We start from the raw sequence: 17,723 nt of genomic DNA, 5'->3' as shown, positions 1-17,723 counted from the left end.
GCGCTATTTTGAGTGCCACTAAATTAAAGCATAAAACTATCGGAATCTGAGAATTTTATGCAATCGTTTGCATTAATCAAAAAGGAGGCTTAATTTGGACCTATTAATCCACAACTACCGTTATGAGAAAACTTGCTTTATTATGCCTGGGCATAGGTCTGGCGGGCATTTGCTCTGCCCAGGAGAATAATGATATCGCCGTGGTCAAAAAAGTGGCCGACTATGCAATAGCCCATGCTGCCTTCAAATTTATAGGGGATAACAACCAGACTTACGCTACCAGTAAAGAGATTCCAGCCGGCGTAAAAGCCAAAATTTCCGATAATCTTAGTTCCTGGCATTATCCAAACGGGGTGTTGAATATTGCCATGGTGGATTTGGGCAATTACCTGAAAGAGGAGAAATACAGTAATTATGCGAAGAAGCATCTTTCCTTTGCATTTGACAATTACAAACCATTTGAGATACTGCAACAGAAGAATGAAAAGTATCCAAATTTCCCTTTCAACCAGATGATCAATTTCCGGGTACTGGACGATTGTGGCGCTATGGGAGCCAGTGTGATTGATGTGTATAACACAGTGAAAAGACCTGATTACAAAACTTATATTGACAATGCAGCCAATCATATTTTCAATAAACAGGAACGCCTGGCAGATGGAACCTTGTGTCGCCCTACTCCAGTGAAGTGGACCCTCTGGGGAGATGACCTGTATATGAGTGTACCTTTCCTGGCTCGTATGGGAAAATTAAGTGGCGAGAATAAATATTTTGATGATGCCGTTGCACAGATAAAGCACTTCTCCAATTATCTCTGGGATGATAAAGCGGGGTTATATGTGCACTACTATTATGAAGATCTGAAACGTCAGGGGGTAGCGCATTGGGGCCGCGCCAATGGATGGATCATGATGGCGAAAGTGCAGTTATTAAATTTTCTGCCACAAAATCATCCGGGTAGAAATGAGGTGCTGGCAGATCTTACCAGACAGATTCTTGGCGTAGCGCCTTATCAGTCGGCCAGCGGTATTTTCCACCAGGTACTGGATCGTACGGATTCCTATACAGAAACTTCCTGCACAGCGATGTTTGTTTATTGCATTGCTCGCGCAGTAAATGAGGGCTGGCTGGACAAACGTTATATTACTATTGCAGAAAAAGGATGGGAAGGATTGGTAAAAGAGAAAATCACCGAAGACGGACAGCTGAAGGATGTTTGCATCGGTACCAATACTTCTGCTGATATATCATTTTATTACAATCGTCCGACGGAGCTGAATGACTTCCATGGCATCGGGCCTGTAATCGAGGCTGGTATTGAAGTAGCGCGTTATCACGCTGCCAATCCGCCGAAGAAAAAATAGTCGTGATTATAATTTGAATCAATCGGGGCGCCTTTCCAAGCGCCCTTTTTTTATTTATTCAACAGCTTCTTCAGTTCATCCTGGCAGGATTTTACATTTTCCCAGATGAGTTTATCCTGGCAAACGATCCCTTTGTACTTGATGAACAGTTTATTTTTCCGGAGGATCACCTGATAGTATTCAGGTGCATCTGGCGAGTTTTCCCAGGTCGCGATGCCTTTCTCATCGATACCGCCACCGATTTTATCTTCTACCAGATCATGTATTTTTTTCCGAAGGCTGTCGGGAAACTCATAATTACTTTCTGTTTTCACGAGGCAAGTATCGTTGTTGACTCGTGCCAGCGGGATAGCAGCAGATGATTTATGAACAACAGCAAGGAGTAACATTACCGGGAATGCCGGTAGCAACAGGGATTTGAAATGAATTTTCATGGCATGTGGAATTAATGATAAATGGAGTAATTGCTAAATACAGGGATCAGTTTTTTACCAGTCGGTCGGAGTGCTCAGATTTTGGTGTTCGTGTCATAATACCCATTATTAAAATAATCTATTTATGGGAAATGGGCAAAAAATAATCCCGGCAGATGCCGGGATTCTGTCTTCATTTTTCAATTGTAAACCCCAAAAAATTCTATGGAAGCTGTGCATGGTACTTTATTGGTACTTCTGCTGCAGGTTCCAGAGGATTTTTTTATCGGCCTCTGAGAAGCCGGCGGTAGAGTCTTGTGGTATAAAATGTCGTTTAAATGCAGTCATTGCAGCGGTGGTATCACGCAGATCATATCCTATAATGCGGAGGGCCTGGAGCGTATTGAAATAGTCCGGAACCTGCACATTGGTGGTATCGCTGTACCAAAGGCCGAATCCCTTTTGAGCGAGTAGCTGCCAGGGGAAGTAGGCGCTTGGGTCATTTTTGCGGGTGGGTGCGATATCTCCGTGGCCAATAAAATTAGCTGCGGGGATACTGTAGCGGTGCTGCAGGGTATCCAGTAGTATTAGCAGACTTTGGATTTGTACATCGGCGAAGGGTTCATCGCCGTTATTATCCAATTCGATACCAATGGATGACGAATTAACATCTGTGCAATTTCCCCACTTGGAGAGGCCACCATGCCAGGCACGCAGATAGTCGTTCAGCATATGATGAATCATACCATTCCTACAAACAACATAATGCGCACTAACCTGGGTTCTTTCCATTGTAAAAGTTTTCAGGGTTTGCTCGCAGGAGTTCTGCGCCGTATGGTGTATTATGACCATATTCGGCTTTCTGAGGTTGAAATTGGTTGTTCCTACCCAATAGGCCGGTTCAATACCATCCGCACCCCGAAGGGTACCTGGCTGCTGACGGACCGTGCTTCCATAATGCTTCGCTTGCTGCTTATAGGATTTATTTGCAGTGCGATAAGGATTCCGTGCACAATTGGTCAGGAACAGTATCAACAGGGCCGCAAGTAATACTCCTGAGATGCTTCTCATTCTATTTCGTATCATAAATTAGATTTAATTATCGGATCGTTCAATGATGACAATCACCGCTTTTAAAAAGAGGCCATGACAAAGGTTTCACAGCGGTATTTTTCTTAAAAAATATTCAGAATAGTGGTAATGAGATAAAATTGCAGTGTAAAAAGAGTGCAATTTTAATCTGTGATTAAAATTGCTGTTATAACAAGATTATATGATGGTAATTATTCTCAGGTGGTTGACTTTGTTAGCAATAGTTCGCGGATAATTCGTTTTCTGGTTTCGAGCATTAGTTGTGTTATTTCACGCGTTTGTTGTAATACCGGCATTTCTGCTGTTCTGGGAGAGCCAGCATGAAAGGGGGGTTGTGGATTATATTCTAATTGTAATTGTATCACTTTTGCCAGTTCTTCTCCAGCGATCATAGCGGTAAAGGACAATCCGAAATCAATTCCTGCAGTAACGCCACCGCCTGTAATACGGTTACGATCTTTTACCACCCTTTCTTCCAGGGTTTCAACTCCAAACATGCGCAACAGTTCCAGGGAACGCCAATGTGTGGTAGCCTTATATCCATCCAGTAAACCGGCTGCTGCCAATACAAGTGCGCCTGTACATACAGAGGTAAAGTATTTTACGTTGGGAGCCTGCTGTTGCAGGAAACCCATTATTGACGGGTTTGTCAGCAAATCATTGATGCCTTTCCCGCCTGGAATAAAGATTACATCCAACTGTGGACATTCTGCCAGCGTAACATTAGCCTGTAATAGCAGGCCCCCTTCCGCTTTTATTGGATCTGTATTTTCCCCCAGGATGATGACTTCAAAACACCAGGCTTTCGAAAAAACTTCATAAGGGCCCGTGAAATCAAGGATAGTTACGCCGGGGAATAACAGCATCCCGACTTTTAATTTTTGCATAAACGGGAGTTTAGATGAGTTACCAATATAACGTATATGCCTGCAAGTGAGTTACCATCGAATCAAATAGATTCGTCGGTATCTGTAATAGCGATGATAGGGAAGCCATCCCTATCATCTTCGGTAACCGTACCCTACTAACCATGCTATTTATAATGATAAGTACGATTCATGTTGACTATGCCAGAACCTCTGGTTCTTGGGATCTGCATTCCATACAGATAATAGGTACTATTCATGCCAACTGTACCCACAACGGTTACTATATGTATACGATCCATGGTGTCCGCCCCTGCTATGCCTGCACACTATTTTTCTTATAAGTGCTATCCGTACTACCTATGCTGCTCGTATTTATTGATTGGTATACTTGCATTCAGTTTTCTTAGTTCACCTGGCGTCAGGGTTGGAGCAGTGGTGGCAGATATGGCATCCTGCAAATGAGACGTAGTCCGAATCCCCAGCACAGCAGTAGATACTGCCGGCTGTTGCAGCACATATCTGATAGCCGTTTGTGAAGCGGTTCGTTCCTCTCCTGCTGCGATGGCAATGGCCGCGGCGGCAGCCTGCACTTCCTCTGCAGTGTAATTGAGGTATTGCGCCGGGGCTTTACCTACCAGCAATCCCTTCGCTACCGTTCCTCTTGCCAGTACCCCAATGTTATGCTCCTGTAATAAGGGGAAGCAGGATTCTTCCGGCCTTCGATCGAGGAGGCTATACTGCATCATGACGCTGACTATCCGGGAACGCTTTACATATTCCCTGATGACCTGTGGCCGGATGGAGGAAATACCATAGTATCTTATTTTCCCTTGTTGTACTAACTGTTCGAATGCTTCAATTGTTTCATCAATAGGGTCTTCCATGGTACCGCCGTGCAATTGGTAGAGATCAATATAATCAGTCTGTAATCTGCGAAGGCTGGCTTCTACAGCAGACAAAATATATTCCTTCCGGGGATTCCAGTCCCATCCGCTATTATCCGGTTTCCACTGGTTACCCACTTTAGAAGCGATCAGCACTTTTTCTCTGGCAATGCTTTTCAATGCTTTACCGAGCGTTTCCTCATTACGGCCATGATCGTACAAATCTGCAGTATCGAAGAGGTTGATGCCTTGTGCCCATGCCTCCCCGATCAGCCTGGCATTGGCGGTATTATCCGTCCCGAGAGACATACAGCCGAAAGTAATTTCACTCACCAGTAGTTCAGAAGGTCCAAGTTGATGGTATTGCATACTGTATTGGTTTTCACTGACAGCAAAATAATAAAAGCATTGTAATTATGCAGCCTGTAATATAAATCCAGGGGCCGCTTAGACAAACAGCCCTTCATTTCAGTCTTCAATTGTACCACCCTAAAAATGATTTTACATCATATATTGATCTAATTTTTATTTTGACAGCAGTACCTATTACGGTTCTGCCGGAATTTTAAAGAGAAGGAACAGCCTGGAAAAGCCGCTCCTGTAGCTATGTCCTTATAGTATGAATAGACTCTAGAACACTTTGTTATAACCTATTAAAAAACCAAATGACGAAAAAGTACTTGGACTAACTGGAAAGAAAGTCCCTTTTTTTATCCTATGAAACTGAATCAATCGTTCAAACAATGGTGCCGAAAAAAATATTATTGACAGCCAGAAAGCCCATCCAGCCGGGATCTTAGAATAAACGGACTGCTTTGAAAAACAATCCGGTTCTTTACCCATTTCCTTCTATTCTTCTATTATGGCATGTCAAAGTTCTTTTGATGCGATACCCTATACAATAGAAAAACCAGAACAGAACTGGGACTTGCATGAGAAATCCGATATATTATAACCAGACGAATGATCATCAGATAAATGTTCTCTAAAAGCCTGGGACTAACTAGACAGAAAGTCCCGCTGATACTCAAGTCATCTTGCAGCATCCATGCATCTGATAACAGTGATATCATTACTCACCTTCCGGCAAAGCAGTAGCTATGGCACTACTGCCAGCTCACTACAACCAATTTTTTGTAAATTGGAATATCCGGGAATTGAAACGTATAGCTGCTGTTGGACGACGCCGGGATTAACTGCGGAAAAAACAACTTAATGGTTATTCAATAACAATAATGGCTGATGCTTCATATTCTGGTAAATTTTAAGTATTTTATACTTCTGTTTTAAACATTTGCCTGTGTTAAAATGATAATTCAATTATCATGACTCAAAGATAGATTACACATTGGCATGGAATCCTGGAAAACAAAGAAATAAATCTGCGAATGAGAATGAACAAGGAAATGGCAGACTGAACAAAATGAACAGCGCATCATTCCTTCCGCAGAATAAAGGAAAATATTTAACAGTAACCATTTTTCAGTGAAACCTGGACATCTCTGGAGCCCCTGTAGGAACAGATTTCACGCGAACATCCATAAAACTTTAACATATGCTGCAACAGATTAGCGGGACTTTATTTGGCGTTGCTGTCGGTGATGCACTCGGCGTACCAGTGGAATTTGAAACACAGGCTTACCTACAGGAAAAACCAGTAACGGATATGATGGGATATGGCAGTTGGAATCAGCCTCCCGGCACCTTTTCCGATGACTCTTCCCTGACTTTCTGCACTGTGGAAAGTCTTATCAACGGGTATGACTTGCAGCAGATGGCGCGGCTATTTGTGAAATGGTACACAGAAGGATTCTGGACAGCTCACGGTAAAGTATTCGATATCGGTACTACTACCCGCCGTGCCCTTCATAGGGTTGGCCTGGGGACTTCCCCGCTCGTAACAGGCGGTTTTGAAGATTTTGAAAACGGTAATGGCTCCCTGATGCGTGTCTCCCCGATAGTTTTCTATATCGCCCATGAAATGGATATCGAAAAGAGATATCAGATGGTAAAAGAAGTATCCGGCATTACGCACCAACATTTCCGCTCTGTATTCGCATGCTTTATATATGTGGAATTTTTACGTATTCTACTGACAGAAACGGATAAATGGGAAGCTTATCAGCGGCTCCAGCACACCATTCAGAGTTTCCTCGCGGTAAGGCATTTTAGTCCCGCTGAAATAAAACTCTATAAAAGAGTACTGGAAGGAAACCTCGGCAGTGTTAAAGAAAATGAAATAATTGCGTCCGGATATGTGGTACATACCCTGGAATCGGCTATCTGGTCGTTCTTAACATCATCCACCTACGAAGAATGTGTGTTAAAAGCCGTGAATTTAGGCGAAGATACAGACACCACTGGCGCAGTAGCCGGCGCACTGGCTGGTTTACACTATGGTTATGACGCCATTCCAGCTAAATGGATACAGGATTTAGCCCGTCATGAAGATATTTCATCCCTTGCAGAACGATTCCAGGCAGCATTAAACTTTCAGCCCGCTTGAAGGTCTAATTATTAGTATTTCAGGTATCATATTTGCCTTAGATACTAACAGGAAAAGCTTGAATCATGAAAAACAAAATAATCCGACTGTTGGTGCTGTGTGGAGTTTTAAGCACCTGTACAGTTGTAACAGCAGAAGCACAGAGAGGCCACGGTGGCGGTGGCGGCCACTTCGGAGGATTCGGCGGCGGCAGGACCATGTCCTCTCCTCATTTTGCAAACTCCAGCCCACGGGTGAACAGTTCAGCTCCAAGGTTTAACCGAGCCCCTAACGCAGGTATCAGTCATAACTTTGCAGGACCTAGGTCCACTGTAGTTGTTCATAATCGTGTAAGCTTTGGCGGTGGATACCCAGGTATGTATCGCTATCACGCCCATGGCTTCAGACCTTACTGGCGTTATTATTATCCTCCATTTGGTTTCTATGTATCTGCCCTTCCGTTTGGGTACTTCTCCCTTGGTTTTGGTTACCCTTGGGGTCCAATGTACTACTACGGCGGTACTTACTACCAACCTAGTGACGATGGTGCAGGATACACCGTTGCTCCCGCCCCTGATGGCGCAGTAGTTCCAAATATCCCTGACGACGCTCAGCAAGTGACTGTAAACGGTAACGTTTACTATGATGTAAATGGTACTTATTACCAGGAAGTAATGACCGACAATGGTCGCAGATATAAAGTAGTGGGTAAAGCGCCTCAGGACAACAACGTCCAGGCTCCTGCTACCAATGCTGCACCTGCCACTCCTGATCTGATTACCACACTTCCGGAAGGTTCCAGGACTGTGAATATCAACGGACAGGTTTATTACCTTTCACCTGATGGCATGTACTACCAACAGACTACCGTTAACGGTACTACTGGATATGTCATTGTAGGAAAAACGGATGCAGGTCAATAATTGACATGAATGAATAAGTCTACAGGGCTTCACCTTCCGGTGAAGCCCTTTTTTTTGCTACCAACTGCTGCTGGCGCCACCGCCACCAGAAGAGCCGCCACCCCAGGAAGAGCTGGAAGAAGACGAACTGCCAGAAGAGGAGCTGGAGGAAGATGAAGAGGATATCTTAGGAATGATAAACTTATAATCTGCCGTAAAAGCACAGGCTGCACAGAGATACGTTTTTAAACCCCAGCCCGTGGAAGATGTAGTAGCCCGCTTCTGCGTTTTTGATTTTTTACACTGATATGTTTTATGATGGCAGCTTGGACATTCCGCCACCACTGTGTGCAGATCCGTATAATCCAGGACCATTTTATAATGATCGTTATCGCAAATCCAGACATCATAATCCACAGAATGCAGTTTCTCTTCAATTATCTGGGCTTTATCCAGGAAAGGATCTTCAGTTTTTTCATCCAGTTTGTGCATGGCTCGGTTGCAATGCGGACAGTTATAAGGTTCGTTCCGTAGCTTCAGCATATACCGGTGGAAAAGGCGCATATATATTAACAGGAAAGGCAGCGGAAACAGAAACCCTGCGAAATCCAGGTTTTTATGCGCGGAATTGAGCCGTTGCCAGCGGGTGTGCCGGTCTGCCCCTTTCAGCGCCACTTCTGCCCTCAATCTTATTATCAGTACAGCAATATGCATGAACACCGCCCAGCATACATAATATACCAGCAGTACCTTGAAGAAGCCCATGCGCATACTCCAGGCAGACTCCATGGTCCAAAGCGTAACAATAGCAGTTAAATTGATGATCAACAGTCCAATCCATCCTGGTCGGAGGAATTCATTAGCCGTTTCATTTATGCTGAGCGGCATTACATCTCCGTCTGTTGAGTCCTTTCTTTTCTTCGGCTTACGGCCAAACCAGGCATACATTAAACCGATAGAGAAAATAAAGCAGATGAACAGGCAGATGACAAACCCGGCGCCAGGAGAGTTATCCACATATTCCTGGTTTGAAACGTCGGGGTTTCCAAATACTTGTTGAGGGGCATAAACGAGGGAGTCTCCTGCACTTTCTGATAAGAGGGAGCTGTCGGGCGGAGGAACCGCGTCTGCCGAAGGCTCATTATCATAGGCATAATTTCCTGTTTTCAACTGTGCTGTTACGGCTTTTACGCCATCGATAAAGGCTTCATCATAGTTATCCTCTTTAATTTTGGGAATCATGTATTCCTGCTGAATGTGGAAACAGAGAATATCCGGCAGGTCGCCCTCCAGGCCTTTGCCCGTTTCAAATACCAGTTTATGGGCATCTTTAACAAGGAAAATCAGTAAGCCGTTATTGGTTTCTTTGCGGCCAATACCCCAGGTGTTGAAAAGCTGGTGCGCAAATTCTTTAGGATCATTGTCGCCAATCTCGTTTTGTAATACCACCGCTACCTGTGCTGTCCCATCCTGGTCGAGTGCAGACAGCATACCATTTAATTCCGATACGGTGGCATCGGACAACATATGTTTGGGATCACTCACATAACCGCCACCTTGTTGCTTGGGATCGGGGATATCCTGGGGAGAGAATTTATGCTTCTCCTGCCGGCAGGAGAATAACAATACCAACATCGCCAGCAGTAAAGACCTGTATTTCATGCAGACATCTCGTTTTGAAATGCGAATATAAAAGAATGAATTACCGGTAGGAAGAAAATTATTCTGTCGGACAGACGTTATTAAAGTAACCTTTGTGCATTTGAGCCGTTATTTATCCGGCTATCATAAAATATAATTAAATTAGTAAACGTAGAATTTCTCATTAAACAGCGTATATGAAAAGGTTTCTCGCATTGTTCCTCTTTGCAGCTCCTCTCGCTCTACAGGCGCAGAGCAAGCTGGCGCAAAACATTATTGACGATTTCTCTTCCCGGGCAGCCTACCATTATCAGCTGAAAAATGATTCTATCATGGGCTATATCGCGGAACAGCTTACCCGCAGTGGCGCTGGCGGGCTGGATATAGACTCCACCGTTACCAATCTCAGTAAAGATCCTGTGGCATTGGATGCCGCATTAAAATATCTGTATCAATACAGCGATTGTAACCGGCAACGATTTATTGAAAATCTCCGTGAGATGGGTCTGAAAACCAATAATGTTTTTCCGGTAGCCACTTACACGGCCAATAAATATAAAGATCAGACCAAGGAGTTGCTGGATGATAAAAAGGATTTTCTGGTCACCTATACCGGACCTCATACCGGCAATATCACCGCAGCTGCTCCTGTAGCTGCCGTGCAGTCGGCCGGTAATCACGCCGCTCCTGCCGCAGCATCCTCTGGCGAAACTGCAACAGAAAATGCTACTGCAACCGCTGCTGCCGCTCCAACGCCAGTGGATACACGTAATTGGGAAGTAAAACCTGTTTTCCAGGCCCGCACCACCGATCAACTGGCAACACTTTATGGGAAAGAGAATATCGGACAACGCGATGGTAGCGATATTGGCGGGAATGCCACCGGTAAAATTGCCTATGTGGTGTATCCGGAATCAGATGATGAACTGGAAATCAATATGGACGGCGATAATGGCAATGTCCTGATTTTCGCTCATGAACATACCAAATGGAAAACGCCTTTTGGAATAAAACCAGGCGATCCGCTGGAAAAACTCAATAAAATTAACGGCCGCGCCTTCAAAATCAATGGTTTTGAATGGGCTGATGGCGGAATGGTTATCAGTTGGGAAGGCGGTCAGCTTGATGGCAAAGGCGTTACTATCTTGCTGAAAGCCAATAATACCGGCGATCCTAAACAATATGACCAGGTGACCGGCGATAAAAAATTGCGTTCAGACATGCCTGCACTGAAAAAACTGGATATCGTTATTCAGTCGATCGCATTTAAAAGTAACTGATAAAGACCTTGCATCAGTCGATCCGGATAGTTATCTTGTAATATGAAAAAGTTACTGCTGTCCGGATTGACTGCCCTGGCACTCACCGGCTTTTCCACGTTTGCGACTGCTCAGTCCATGAAAAAACCTTCCCTGAATCATATAGCCATTTACGTGGTGAACCTGGAGCAAAGCACCACTTTCTACCGGGATATTATTGGCCTTGAAACCATGGACGAACCATTTAAAGATGGCCGCCATAGTTGGTTTAAGGTAGGTCCGCATGCGCAGGTACATATTATTTCAGGTGCAACGGCCGCTGTCCCTCACGACAAAAACGCCCATCTTTGTTTCTCTGTGGCCTCAATGGAAGAATTTCTGGCCAATCTTCGAAAAAATAATATTGCTTATGAAGACTGGCCAGGGAAGCCAGGAGGCATTACCAACCGGGTGGATGGCGTAAAACAAGTTTACCTGAAAGACCCGGATGGCTACTGGCTGGAAATAAATAATGATACTTATTGATAGGTGCAGCCTTTGCGGGATTTTTCATAAATTCAGTTATCAATTGAATTTTTCATACCCGTATTATGTCATTATTACTGAATGTTCCTGAGGCAGACAAAGTGCAGGCCCTGGCAGCAGGCGCCGTATATAATACTGATGCGAACGTCTGGATACTGCCGGATGCCTTCTATGGCAGATTGAAGGAGTTAGAAAAATGGATACTGCCAGACAATGCCTATTTGATTCTTCCAGAAACCGTACTGATAGCCAGGGGGAAAACAGTTTGTCCACATTGTGGGCATACCAATCATGTTATTGCCATTGGGGCAGAACAGTTTTATGAGAAAGATATCAATGAAAGGGATGAACCGGTTTGGCTGGAACAGGATTTTTTTGTCCTTTTTCACCAGATCACCACTATTTCGGATAATCTCCGGAATCTGTTGGAAGATGCATTTCCACAATTCCGGCCAGTACAGCTGGAAACTGATCCTCAGGTATATTGGTATAATCACTGTGAGCAGTGTCAACGTCCTATTTCGGACGAGCGATTAATGGATGCAGCTTGCAGTACATTTCATCCTACCAATGCGGAAGAAGCGGCACTGATTACTTTAAAGCAAGTACAGTTTAAATTTGCTCCGTTGCTGGATGCGGGTTATGAACCGCATCCCTACCAGAAATTGATCGGGGAATATGCCACGAGAGTATGAAAGATTGCATGATAAATATGTGAATCCAAAAATTATTTTTAATATCGCATACGTACTTGTGACATATGTCGATGACAGATCAACCAAACAACGATATTTTGTGGATGGAACGGCTGCGGGATAATGATGCCGCCGCCTTCACTGAAATCTACGAGGCTTATCGGGAGAAGCTGCTGGCATTGGCATTCAACAGACTATCAGATATACAGGCCGCCGAAGACATTGTACAAGATGTATTTATCAGTCTCTGGAACCAACGGCATAATCATCAGATCAATAATGCCGGCGCCTATCTGGCTACTGCCGTCAAATACAAGATCCTGGATCGTTTCCGTCGGGAACAGTTACTCCGCCAATATCAGCAAGTATATAGTACCGATATGCCTGTTCCATCAAATGCCCCTGATGCAGCCCTTCAATTTAAACATATCCAGCAGCTCCTGCAGGAAGAAGTAAACAAACTTCCCGAAAAATGCCGGCTCATTTTCCAATACAGCCGGGAACAAGGTATGCCCGTAAAGGAAATTGCCCAAACGCTGAATATTTCTCATAAAACCGTGGAAAACCAAATCACTAAAGCGTTACGGCACCTGAAAGGGAACATTAAACATCTCTTTTCCACCTTTTTTTAACTTTTTTTCAGAACGACGTAGGGGATTTCCTTTAGTTGTTCGACTAACCCTTGTAATGACTCGTTATGAAAGAAAACCAGGATCTATTAAACGCCATAGAAAAGTATCTGCGTGGGGATGCCACAGCAGAGGAACGTGCGTTGGTAAATCAGTGGTACAACTCCTTCGATGACGCAGAAATTATGGTACCTCCCGTACCTGGCTTCAGCGAGAATGAAATTTTCAGCAGGATACAGGATAATCTGGATAAAGTTGTGGAGACGCCAGTCCGCCGTCGGAAAGTATATCCTTTATGGATGAAACGCGCCGCCATAGCTGCCAGTGTAGCCATACTGCTGGGAGCAGGTTTCAGGTTCATGCCCAGACCTAAGTTCCCCATGTATGCCAAAACAACCGTGTCTCACCCTGCCTCCACCATCCTTCCTGGTACTAACAAAGCAGTACTACTACTGGATGATGGCAGTAGTGTAGCCCTGGACGATAGTATCCAGCCCAGCATCAATGGAGCGGCTGTACAAGGGAAATCCTTGGTCTATGACCAGGCGGGTAATGATGCCAGCAATATTGTGCATTACAATACGCTGCGAACCCCGCAGGGAGGGCAGTTTACCGTGGTATTGCCGGATGGCAGCAAGGTATGGCTGAATGCTGCCAGTTCGCTGAAATATCCTACCAGCTTTACGGGTAATCACAGAATCGTAGAACTGACAGGAGAAGCCTATTTTGAAATCGCAGCTGATAGGAACAAACCTTTCTTTGTGGAGGTAAACAAAATGAAAGTGGAAGTACTGGGTACCTCCTTCAACATCATGGCATATCCTGATGAGAATACGATCACGACTACCCTTCTCACAGGCTCTTTAAATGTCGCCAATGCGAATGTCACCAAGCATCTGGTTCCCGGACAGCAGGCTTCTCTGAATCATGAGGAACAATTTACAGTGAGTAATGCCGATGTAAATGCCGCGATTGCCTGGAAGGAAGGAAAATTTGAATTCAACGGGGAAGAAATTGCTGTTGTTTTAAGACAGCTTACCAGATGGTATGACCTACAACTGCAAATTGAAGAAGGGGCCGCTGAAGGCCATATCAGTGCAGCATTTCCGAGGACAACCAATCTGGAAAATGTATTGAAAATGTTGGAACTCAGTGGTATTCACTGTCAACTAAATGATCGCAAACTGATTGTCAATAAGAATTGACGTAGCTATTCCAATAACACAAAAACTGATATCGTATAACAACTGATAAGTATTAGGACAATGAAAATTTCAAGGTAAAACGACGACTGGGTCACACTGCCGTAGTGACCATTGCTATTCTATTCCGGTACAATTATAATTCACCAAACACGCTGATGTATGAGGTCCACTCAGTACAATGGGATGCTGCATGCCATAAAATCCCGTTATTCAACAACGCTCCGGGTAGCCAAACTAACCACATTTCTGCTGGTATTTATTTCCCTGCAGGTGGTAGCGCTCGGTTATTCACAAACATTGACATTGCATAAAAGCAATGCACCTATTACCGAAATCTTTAAAAGCATTACCCAACAAACCGGATACAATTTCATGTACCGTGATGAAATGCTTTCCAAAGCTCAACGTGTAACCATTTCCGTTACCAACGTAGATCTAAGATCTGCACTGGACGCTTGTTTTCAAGGTCAACCCCTGACTTATTCCATCGTGGAAAAAGTAATTGTTGTAGACGCCAAAAAAGAAAAAGCGCATTTAGATGTAACGCAGACTGTCGATTTAAAAGGGCAGGTGGTGAATGAAAAAGGAGAACTACTTCCTGGTGCATCAGTGGTGCTCAAAGGTACCACCAAACGCGCTATGACAGATGCGAACGGGGCTTTCCTGTTAAAGGATATCAACCCTGAAAATGGCGTACTGGTAGTAGATTACATTGGTTTCGAAAGACAGGAAATCAATCTGCAAGGTCGTACATCCGTAGTAGTTACCCTGAAGCAAAAAAATGCAGACCTGACAGATGTAGTGGTGGTAGGTTATGCCACCCAAAAGCGTGTGAACCTGACCGGAGCTGTAGCAACCGTTACCAGCAAAAGTATTGAGAACCGTCCGGTAACCAACGTTTCCAGCGCATTGGCGGGGCTGAGTCCTGGCTTGCAGGTGCGTCAGAGTTCCGGTAAACCGGGATCTGATGGGGCCACCATCCGCGTACGCGGTACAGGTACGCTGAACAACAGCGATCCCCTGGTAGTAATTGACGGTATTATCGGATCTATGGATGCCGTTAATCCGACAGATATAGAAAGTATTTCAGTATTGAAAGACGCGGCCTCTTCTTCCATTTATGGTACACTGGCAGCAAACGGTGTAATCCTGATAACCACCAAAAAAGGTAGCCGCAACCGTACCACTGTTACATACAGCGGTACTATGTCTACCGTACAACCGAGTAATATGCCTGAATTTGTGAACGACTATGTTCGTTACATGAAACTCTATAATGAGAGTGCCCGTAACCTCGGACAGGCAGAGTTATTCAAACAATCCACCATAGACACCTGGATCAATGCCGATCAGCATCCTAATGACCTGAATGCAGTAGGTATCCCGAATTCCGTGGTGTATTCAAATACAGACTGGTCTAAGACTATTTTCAAACACAACATCCTGCAACAGCATAACTTATCTGTTGCCGGCGGTGGAGAAAAATCAACCTACTTATTGTCTGCCGGCTACCTGAACAACCCTGGTACCATGGATCATACAGAAGCTAAACGCTATCAGATCCGTTTGAATGTGGACAGCAAAATCAATAAATTTATTACCGTTGGAACGCAAACGTTTGCATCACAGGAATCGTTTGGGTTAGGTAATACTGATAATGCCTTCAACTATCTGCGTCAGACGACACCGGGCGTACCTGCCATTTACGATGGTAAATATGGTTTCCCTACCGCACTGGAAGAATCCCAGACAGCCAATAACATTTTGTTATACCTAAATAACGTAGCTGGTAAAAATGTGCAGAACAGATTCAACTCCACTGTTTATGCCACTATCTCTATCCTCAAAGGACTGACTTTTGAAACCAAGTTTAACTACCAGACGCGTTTCCAGGACAAACAGTATCATGATGTACCTTTTGCAAAGTGGGATCTTTCTACCAATGTAGCCAAATCCCCGGCTGCTACTCCTGACCAGCTTACCACCAGCGTAGAACATAATAAAGATTTCACCACCACCTTCGATAACGTACTGCGTTATTCCACTACTTTCAAAGGCGGACATGACTTTAGCGCGTTGGTAGGTTATAATCAGAACTACTATTACTACAACCGCGATTTCGCCAGCAGAAAAGGATTAATCTCCCAGGATGTTACCAACATTAACGTAGCAGGTAATACTAATAACGTTTTCGATGGTACGGAGTATGATAACGCGCTTCGCAGCTGGTTTGGCCGTGTGAACTATGCATACCGGAATAAATATCTCTTTGAAGCCAATCTCCGCTATGATGGATCTTCCCGTTTTGCGCCGGCTTCCCGCTGGGGTTATTACCCTTCTTTCTCCGCAGGATGGCGCCTGACAGAAGAAAACTTCCTGAAGGAATATCTGAAAGGTTTCCAACAACTGAAACTGCGCGGTTCCTGGGGTAAACTGGGTAACAACGGCGGTGGCGACCGATCTAAAGGAAACTACGACTGGCAGACACTCTACAACCAGGTGTACTACTCTTTCAACAACACCGCAGTGAACGCATTAGCGGTTACTAAATTCGGGAATCCATTCCTGCTCTGGGAAGCTACTGCTATCGCAGATGTTGGTGTGGATGCAACTTTCCTGAATAATGCTGTGAACGTGTCTGTTGACTATTACAGCAAAACTACCAACGGTATCATCACCACTCCTCCCATTCCACTGACCGTAGGTAATGCCACTGCCCCAACTGTAAATACAGCTACTGTAAACAACAAAGGGATTGAAGTAATAGCCAGCTACAATCATAAATTTGGGGAAGTAGACTTTACCATTGGCGGTAACTTCGCATACAACAAGAACGTTATTACACAATACCGTGGCGCATTCCAGGAAGGTTGGACCACGGATGCCAATGGCAATAAAGTATGGTCTTCCAATATTGGAAAGGTAGCATCCAGCAGCAGCAACAACTACCGTGTGGAAGGTCATCAGATCGATGAATATTATCTGAATAAACTGTACTCCGGCGATGGTTCTTACTATAAAGCGGATGGTAGCGTCAACATTAATGGCGGTCCTAAAGACGGTATGATTCGTACTCCAAAAGATCTCCAGTGGGTAAAAGACATGATGAGTGCCGGTTATACGTTCCTGCCTACGCAAGGTGTGGATAAAGGTAAAATCTGGTATGGCGATTTCATTTATGCCGATACGAATGGAGATGGTATTTATGGTAACAACTACGACAGAACATTTTCCGGCACCAGCGCAACGCCTAAATATAACTATGGTTTTAATTTAAGCGCATTCTGGAAAGGTTTCTATGTGAATATGATCTGGGCAGGAAGTGCCGGATTCCAGTACTACTACAACGACCGTGGTTACCTGAGCTCCGTGACTTCTGCCGGTAATGCTATCGGTCTGACAGTGGCCAACGATCACTACTATTACAATGATGCCAATCCGGCTGATCCTGCGAATAATATCAATGCTACTTATCCACGTCTGAAACTCAATACAGACGCGCAGAATAGTCTGGCCAATTATTTCTATCTCTATAATGCATCTTACCTGAAGCTGAAAAACCTGCAAATCGGTTATCAGATCCCGGAAAGTCTGCTTAAACGTGCATCTATCAGCAAGGCCATTATTTATGTAAGCGGCGAGAACCTGTTGACTATCACCAAGTATCCTGGTCTTGACCCTGAAATTGGCGCTAGTGTTGGTTATCCAACCATGAAGCAGTATGCCCTGGGTCTTAATGTAACATTCTAGAAATTAAAAG

At 44.4% G+C, this 17,723-nt stretch carries 14 protein-coding genes; 9 read left to right on the top strand and 5 right to left on the bottom strand.

Going from position 1 to position 17,723, the window contains the following annotated elements:
- Positions 1–122 precede the first annotated feature (122 nt).
- Entirely contained in the window at positions 123–1,364 is a 1,242-nt protein-coding gene (locus CLV59_RS00275) for a glycoside hydrolase family 88/105 protein (RefSeq protein ID WP_111590009.1), read from the top strand.
- Positions 1,365–1,414: 50 nt separating this feature from the next.
- On the opposite strand, the gene CLV59_RS00270 is transcribed toward CLV59_RS00275, so the two are convergent.
- From CLV59_RS00270 to CLV59_RS00255, 4 genes are all read right to left on the bottom strand, one after another.
- The gene (locus CLV59_RS00270) at positions 1,415–1,798 is read right to left on the bottom strand and encodes a hypothetical protein (RefSeq protein WP_111590008.1); all 384 of its coding nucleotides are present in this window, start codon (positions 1,796–1,798) and stop codon (positions 1,415–1,417) included.
- A 225-nt stretch (positions 1,799–2,023) separates the two neighbouring features.
- Positions 2,024–2,863: an N-acetylmuramoyl-L-alanine amidase gene (locus CLV59_RS00265; protein ID WP_245950718.1), complete on the bottom strand. Its 840-nt coding sequence runs from the start codon at positions 2,861–2,863 to the stop codon at positions 2,024–2,026.
- 203 nt (positions 2,864–3,066) lie between these two features.
- Positions 3,067–3,756, bottom strand: coding sequence for a DJ-1/PfpI family protein (locus CLV59_RS00260; protein ID WP_111590006.1), 690 nt, complete (start codon positions 3,754–3,756; stop codon positions 3,067–3,069).
- 335 nt (positions 3,757–4,091) lie between these two features.
- Entirely contained in the window at positions 4,092–4,991 is a 900-nt protein-coding gene (locus tag CLV59_RS00255) for an aldo/keto reductase (protein WP_111590005.1), read from the bottom strand.
- Positions 4,992–6,177: 1,186 nt separating this feature from the next.
- Between CLV59_RS00255 and CLV59_RS00250 the strand changes: the two genes are divergently transcribed.
- Together CLV59_RS00250 and CLV59_RS00245 are read left to right on the top strand one after the other, a co-directional pair.
- A complete protein-coding gene (locus tag CLV59_RS00250; RefSeq protein WP_111590004.1) occupies positions 6,178–7,128 on the top strand; it encodes an ADP-ribosylglycohydrolase family protein in 951 nt (316 codons plus the stop codon).
- 65 nt (positions 7,129–7,193) lie between these two features.
- Positions 7,194–8,030 (top strand): DUF6515 family protein, encoded by an 837-nt coding sequence (locus CLV59_RS00245; protein ID WP_111590003.1) that lies wholly within the window; start codon positions 7,194–7,196, stop codon positions 8,028–8,030.
- A 57-nt stretch (positions 8,031–8,087) separates the two neighbouring features.
- Here CLV59_RS00245 and CLV59_RS29090 read toward each other — a convergent pair whose 3' ends face one another.
- Entirely contained in the window at positions 8,088–9,671 is a 1,584-nt protein-coding gene (locus CLV59_RS29090; protein ID WP_211323693.1) for a TPM domain-containing protein, read from the bottom strand.
- Between the two features lie 176 nt (positions 9,672–9,847).
- On the opposite strand from CLV59_RS29090, the gene CLV59_RS00235 reads away from it, so the two are divergent.
- The 6 genes from CLV59_RS00235 to CLV59_RS00210 all read left to right on the top strand — a co-directional run bounded on the left by CLV59_RS00235 (position 9,848) and on the right by CLV59_RS00210 (position 17,713).
- Positions 9,848–10,930, top strand: coding sequence for a hypothetical protein (locus tag CLV59_RS00235; RefSeq protein WP_111590002.1), 1,083 nt, complete (start codon positions 9,848–9,850; stop codon positions 10,928–10,930).
- 42 nt (positions 10,931–10,972) lie between these two features.
- Positions 10,973–11,434, top strand: a complete 462-nt coding sequence (locus CLV59_RS00230) for a VOC family protein (protein WP_211323691.1) — start codon at positions 10,973–10,975, stop codon at positions 11,432–11,434.
- A gap of 65 nt (positions 11,435–11,499) precedes the next feature.
- Positions 11,500–12,129 (top strand): hypothetical protein, encoded by a 630-nt coding sequence (locus tag CLV59_RS00225; protein ID WP_111590001.1) that lies wholly within the window; start codon positions 11,500–11,502, stop codon positions 12,127–12,129.
- A 65-nt stretch (positions 12,130–12,194) separates the two neighbouring features.
- Positions 12,195–12,761: an RNA polymerase sigma factor gene (locus CLV59_RS00220; protein WP_111590000.1), complete on the top strand. Its 567-nt coding sequence runs from the start codon at positions 12,195–12,197 to the stop codon at positions 12,759–12,761.
- Positions 12,762–12,826: 65 nt separating this feature from the next.
- The gene (locus CLV59_RS00215; protein ID WP_111589999.1) at positions 12,827–13,963 is read left to right on the top strand and encodes a FecR family protein; all 1,137 of its coding nucleotides are present in this window, start codon (positions 12,827–12,829) and stop codon (positions 13,961–13,963) included.
- Between the two features lie 159 nt (positions 13,964–14,122).
- Positions 14,123–17,713: a TonB-dependent receptor gene (locus CLV59_RS00210; protein ID WP_111589998.1), complete on the top strand. Its 3,591-nt coding sequence runs from the start codon at positions 14,123–14,125 to the stop codon at positions 17,711–17,713.
- Positions 17,714–17,723: the final 10 nt, after the last annotated feature.

The organism is Chitinophaga dinghuensis (genome assembly GCF_003259435.1).
GTDB classification, from domain to species: domain Bacteria; phylum Bacteroidota; class Bacteroidia; order Chitinophagales; family Chitinophagaceae; genus Chitinophaga; species Chitinophaga dinghuensis.
Note: the sequence above shows the minus strand (reverse complement) of the source record. Positions and strands in the feature narration are given on the sequence as shown.

Coding starts and splice junctions, on each gene's coding strand:
- CLV59_RS00275 (WP_111590009.1), top strand. CDS start 123: ATGAGAAAACTTGCTTTATTATGCCTGGGCATAGGTCTGGCGGGCATT.
- CLV59_RS00270 (WP_111590008.1), bottom strand. CDS start 1,798: ATGAAAATTCATTTCAAATCCCTGTTGCTACCGGCATTCCCGGTAATG.
- CLV59_RS00265 (WP_245950718.1), bottom strand. CDS start 2,863: ATGATACGAAATAGAATGAGAAGCATCTCAGGAGTATTACTTGCGGCC.
- CLV59_RS00260 (WP_111590006.1), bottom strand. CDS start 3,756: ATGCAAAAATTAAAAGTCGGGATGCTGTTATTCCCCGGCGTAACTATC.
- CLV59_RS00255 (WP_111590005.1), bottom strand. CDS start 4,991: ATGCAATACCATCAACTTGGACCTTCTGAACTACTGGTGAGTGAAATT.
- CLV59_RS00250 (WP_111590004.1), top strand. CDS start 6,178: ATGCTGCAACAGATTAGCGGGACTTTATTTGGCGTTGCTGTCGGTGAT.
- CLV59_RS00245 (WP_111590003.1), top strand. CDS start 7,194: ATGAAAAACAAAATAATCCGACTGTTGGTGCTGTGTGGAGTTTTAAGC.
- CLV59_RS29090 (WP_211323693.1), bottom strand. CDS start 9,671: ATGAAATACAGGTCTTTACTGCTGGCGATGTTGGTATTGTTATTCTCC.
- CLV59_RS00235 (WP_111590002.1), top strand. CDS start 9,848: ATGAAAAGGTTTCTCGCATTGTTCCTCTTTGCAGCTCCTCTCGCTCTA.
- CLV59_RS00230 (WP_211323691.1), top strand. CDS start 10,973: ATGAAAAAGTTACTGCTGTCCGGATTGACTGCCCTGGCACTCACCGGC.
- CLV59_RS00225 (WP_111590001.1), top strand. CDS start 11,500: ATGTCATTATTACTGAATGTTCCTGAGGCAGACAAAGTGCAGGCCCTG.
- CLV59_RS00220 (WP_111590000.1), top strand. CDS start 12,195: ATGTCGATGACAGATCAACCAAACAACGATATTTTGTGGATGGAACGG.
- CLV59_RS00215 (WP_111589999.1), top strand. CDS start 12,827: ATGAAAGAAAACCAGGATCTATTAAACGCCATAGAAAAGTATCTGCGT.
- CLV59_RS00210 (WP_111589998.1), top strand. CDS start 14,123: ATGAGGTCCACTCAGTACAATGGGATGCTGCATGCCATAAAATCCCGT.